The 3,818-nt window shown below is 75.7% G+C and carries 3 protein-coding genes; 1 reads left to right on the top strand and 2 read right to left on the bottom strand.

Annotated elements, in window-relative coordinates; genetic code table 11:
* Positions 1–9 precede the first annotated feature (9 nt).
* Together AOK18_RS17405 and AOK18_RS17400 are read right to left on the bottom strand one after the other, a co-directional pair.
* Positions 10–777, bottom strand: coding sequence for a hypothetical protein (locus tag AOK18_RS17405; protein ID WP_055694977.1), 768 nt, complete (start codon positions 775–777; stop codon positions 10–12).
* Positions 778–1,007: 230 nt separating this feature from the next.
* Positions 1,008–2,750 (bottom strand): PucR family transcriptional regulator, encoded by a 1,743-nt coding sequence (locus AOK18_RS17400; protein WP_055694976.1) that lies wholly within the window; start codon positions 2,748–2,750, stop codon positions 1,008–1,010.
* A gap of 409 nt (positions 2,751–3,159) precedes the next feature.
* Here AOK18_RS17400 and AOK18_RS17395 point away from each other — a divergent pair.
* Positions 3,160–3,818, top strand: a 659-nt coding sequence (locus AOK18_RS17395) for an FAD binding domain-containing protein (protein WP_055694975.1), incomplete at its 3' end; no start/stop codon positions are given.

The following is a 3,818-nucleotide window of genomic DNA, read 5'->3' as shown; positions in this document are numbered from 1 at the left end:
GGCGCGGTCCTACGCCGTCGCCGCTCCCTGGGCGGGCGGGGCCAGTTGGCGGGCCAGCCAGGTGGGGACGCCGCCGAGCAGGCGCAGCAGCCGGCGCGCCTCCTCGCGCAGGCGGGACGCCTCCGGCTCGGTCTCCGTGTCGGAGAGGGAGACCAGGGCCGGGGCCGTACCGACCAGGTAGCCCAGCTCCTCGCGGATCCGCAGGGACTCGGCGAAGCCGTGCCGCGCCTCCGCCAGCTCCCCCTCCCGCAGGGCGAGTCCGGCGAGGTGGCGCCAGGTGCCGGAGAGCAGCAGCGGGTCGGCGTGCGCGGTGGCGCCCGCGTGGGCGCGGCGGTAGGCGGCCCGCGCCGACTGCGGGGAGCGGGACAGGTTCTCGGCGAGCAGCCCGCGCCGGAAGTCCAGCAGCGCCCGCGCCGGGGCCCCCGGGGGGATCAGCGCCGCGGCGCGTCCGAGCGCGGCCCGCGCCTCGTCGGCCCGGTCGCGCACCGCGAACAGGGTGGCCGCGTAGGCCAAGTACCCGCGTTCACAAGCGGCCGCGCCCCGTTCGTCGTCGGTGTCGGCCAGGGCCTCGGCGGTGCGCAGCGCGTCCTCGGCCTCGGCCCAGCCCGCCTCCGTGTACAGGCACCGTTCCACCAGGAGCGAGGCCCGCTGCAGCGCGGCGGCCGCGGTGTCCTGGGTGAGCAGGGCGGCGGCGTCGGCCCAGCAAGCGCGTGAACGCAGCCGCCACACCGCGGTCTGGAGGGGATCGTCATCAGCGGTCGTTCCGTTACCAGACATGGCGGTGTGCGCCACGTTGCCCTCCCCGAGCACGCCATCGAGCTGTTGAGTGGTGGCCGCATCTCAGCACGAACAACGGGGTCGGGCCAAGAGGGTGGGTGAAGGATTTCACAAAGTCGTGGGCCGGCGGGCGTGAAGGGGGGAGTGCCCGGCGGCGCCCGCGACACTTCACCGGCGCACACCTCGTCCCCGCGCGACCCCCGGTACCCCGTCGCGCGCCCGCCGGGCCGTCAGCTCATGCGCAGGGCGAGGAAGAAGTCGAGCTTGTCCTCCAGGCGGGACAGGTCGCGGCCCGTCAGCTGCTCGATGCGGCCCACCCGGTACCGCAGGGTGTTGACGTGCAGGTGCAGCCGGGCGGCACAGCGGGTCCAGGAGCCGTCGCACTCCAGGAAGGCCTCCAGGGTGGGGATCAGTTCGGCGCGGTGACGCCGGTCGTAGTCCCGCAGCGGGTCCAGGAGGCGGGCGGTGAAGGCCCGGCGCACGTCGTCGGGGACGAAGGGGAGCAGCAGCACGTGCGAGGCCAGCTCGTGGTGGCCGGCCGCGCAGACCCGGCCCGGCCGCGCGGCGGCCACGCGCCGCGCGTGCCGCGCCTCCTCCAGGGCCCCGCGCAGCCCCTCCGCCGAGTGCACGGCCGCGCTGACCCCGAGGGTGAGCCGCCCGTCGCCGTCCAGACCGGCCGTCAGCGGCTCCCTCATGGACTCCAGCAGGGCGTCGGCGAGGATCCCCCGCCGGTCGGCACCGTCGTGCTCGTCCGCCACCGCGGGCAGCGGGACGAGGGCGACCGCCTCGTCCCCGGTGTGCGCCACCGCGATCCGGTCGGCGTGCTCGGGCCCCGTCAGCGCGGGATCGACCAGGATCTCCTCGAGCAGCGCCCGCGCCGCGGCGCCGCCCCCGGTCCCGGCGCCGTCCCACTCGACCCGGGCGACGACGACCTGCCAGTGCGGCGCGGCCCCGAGGCCGGGCAGCAGCACCGGCGCCGCCACGCGCAGCCGGGCCGCGACCTCGGCCGGCGCGGCGCCCGCCTGCACCAGTTCCAGCACCTCCTGCGCGAGCCGGCGCCGCACCGTGCGCGCCGCGTTCCGGCGGTCCCGCTCGACCGCGATCAGCTGGGTGACCCCGTGCAGCAGGTCCAGCCGCTCCCCGGCCCAGTCCCCGGCGTCCGCCTCGACCACCAGCAGCCAGTCCGACAGCACCGTCTCCCGGCCGTCCCGCGGCTCCGGGGAGGCCTGCGCGTCGTGCCCGCCGGGCCCGGCGGGCGAGGTCCGTGGGGCGGCCGCCGCCGCGGGGGCCGCGGACCCGTCGCCGTGCACCGGGAAGAGGCTGTACGTCGTCCGGTCGTCCAGGACCACCCGGTGCGGTCCGGGGCGGCCGTCGCGGGCGGCCGCCAGGTGCTCCGCCGCGATCCGCACGCACACGTCGCCGGGCAGCCGCGGTCCCGCCTTCGGGCCCGCGATCAGCCGCCCGGTGGGCGAGAGCACCCACGCCCGCAGGTCCAGGTCGGTGCCGAGCAGGTCGAGCACCACGTCCGGGCCGCCGCCGGCCGGGCCCGACGTCATCAGCCGCCGGTGCCGGTCGACCACGGCCGCGAGGTCCCCGGCCCGTTCGCCGGACACCTGCCGCACGACGTGCTCGGTGACCGTCGCGAAGGCCACCGACTCGTGCACCGCGAACAGCGGCAGCCGGTGCCGCGCACAGGCCGCGACCAGGTCGTCCGGGACGGCGCCCAGCTCCGCCTCGCCCGCCGCCAGCGCCGCGACCCCCGCCTCCACCAGCCGCCGCACGAACGGTTCGGAGTCGGCGGCGTCCCGGCGCCAGGCCAGGCCGCTGAGCACGAGTTCCCCGCCGGAGAGGTAGCGGCTGGGGTCCCTCAGATCGGTGGTCATCACCCCGTGCACGGTGCGGTCCAGCTCGTCCTCGCCGCAGAGCAGCGCGAGCCCCAGCGCGTCGGTCTCCAGCAGTGCGCGCAGCCGCATCCTCGTCGCCGCCGTTCCCTGTCTCGATGTGTGCCGATGTCTACGATGGGCCGTGGAAGGGCCCGTGGAGGGACTTCCGCACGGTGCCCGGGCGGCCTTCCGTGCGATGCCCGGCCGAGTGGCCGATCCGGTGCGGTCGGCCCCCTCGTCCGGGCTGTGTACGCCGTGTCTCCCGGGTCCGTCGTTTCCGGGGAAGACAAGGAGGCCACTGAGGTCCTCTTTTCATATGAATCTACAAGATGCATCCGTTGGCCAGCCAACTCCTTCGGGTCTTCCGTGACTGACCCGGGTGGAGCAGCGGGCGGTGTACTGAGCCCAGTCCGCGTGAATGCCCCAGGGAGGAGCCGGGCCCGCCGCACACGGATTGGCTCGATCCGTACGATCCACGAGACGAAGAAGAGAGCCGGTCATGGACTTCCTCCGCCCCGCCAGCTGGGAGGAGGCGCTCGCCGCGAAGGCCGCGCACCCCACCGCCGTACCGATCGCGGGTGGCACCGACGTGATGGTCGAGATCAACTTCGGTCACCGCAGGCCCGAGTACCTCATGGACCTCAACCGCGTCGCCGACCTCGCCGAATGGGAGGTCGGCGAGGACACCGTACGGCTCGGCGCCTGCGTCCCGTACACGAGGATCATGGAGTGCCTGCGGGCCGAACTGCCCGGCCTCGCCCTCGCCTCCCACACCGTCGCCTCCCCCCAGATCCGCAACCGCGGCGGGGTCGGCGGCAACCTCGGCACCGCCTCCCCGGCCGGCGACGCCCACCCGGCGCTGCTCGCCGCCGGAGCCGAGGTCGAGGCCGCGTCGGTGCGCGGAACCCGACGCATCCCGATCGACGCCTTCTACACCGGCGTGAAGCGCAACGCGCTGGCCCCCGACGAACTGATCCGCGCCGTCCACGTCAGGAAGGCGGACGGACCGCAGCAGTTCTCGAAGGTCGGCACCCGCAACGCGATGGTCATCGCGGTGTGCGCGTTCGGCCTGGCCCTGCACCCCGCGACCCGTACGGTCCGCACCGGCATCGGCTCGGCGGCGCCCACCCCCGTGCGGGCCGCCGAGCCGATGCCGGT

Source organism: Streptomyces prasinopilosus, assembly GCF_001419695.1.
In the GTDB taxonomy this organism is placed as follows: domain Bacteria; phylum Actinomycetota; class Actinomycetes; order Streptomycetales; family Streptomycetaceae; genus Streptomyces; species Streptomyces prasinopilosus.
Note: the sequence above shows the minus strand (reverse complement) of the source record. Positions and strands in the feature narration are given on the sequence as shown.

Coding starts and splice junctions, on each gene's coding strand:
- AOK18_RS17405 (WP_055694977.1), bottom strand. CDS start 777: ATGTCTGGTAACGGAACGACCGCTGATGACGATCCCCTCCAGACCGCG.
- AOK18_RS17400 (WP_055694976.1), bottom strand. CDS start 2,750: ATGCGGCTGCGCGCACTGCTGGAGACCGACGCGCTGGGGCTCGCGCTG.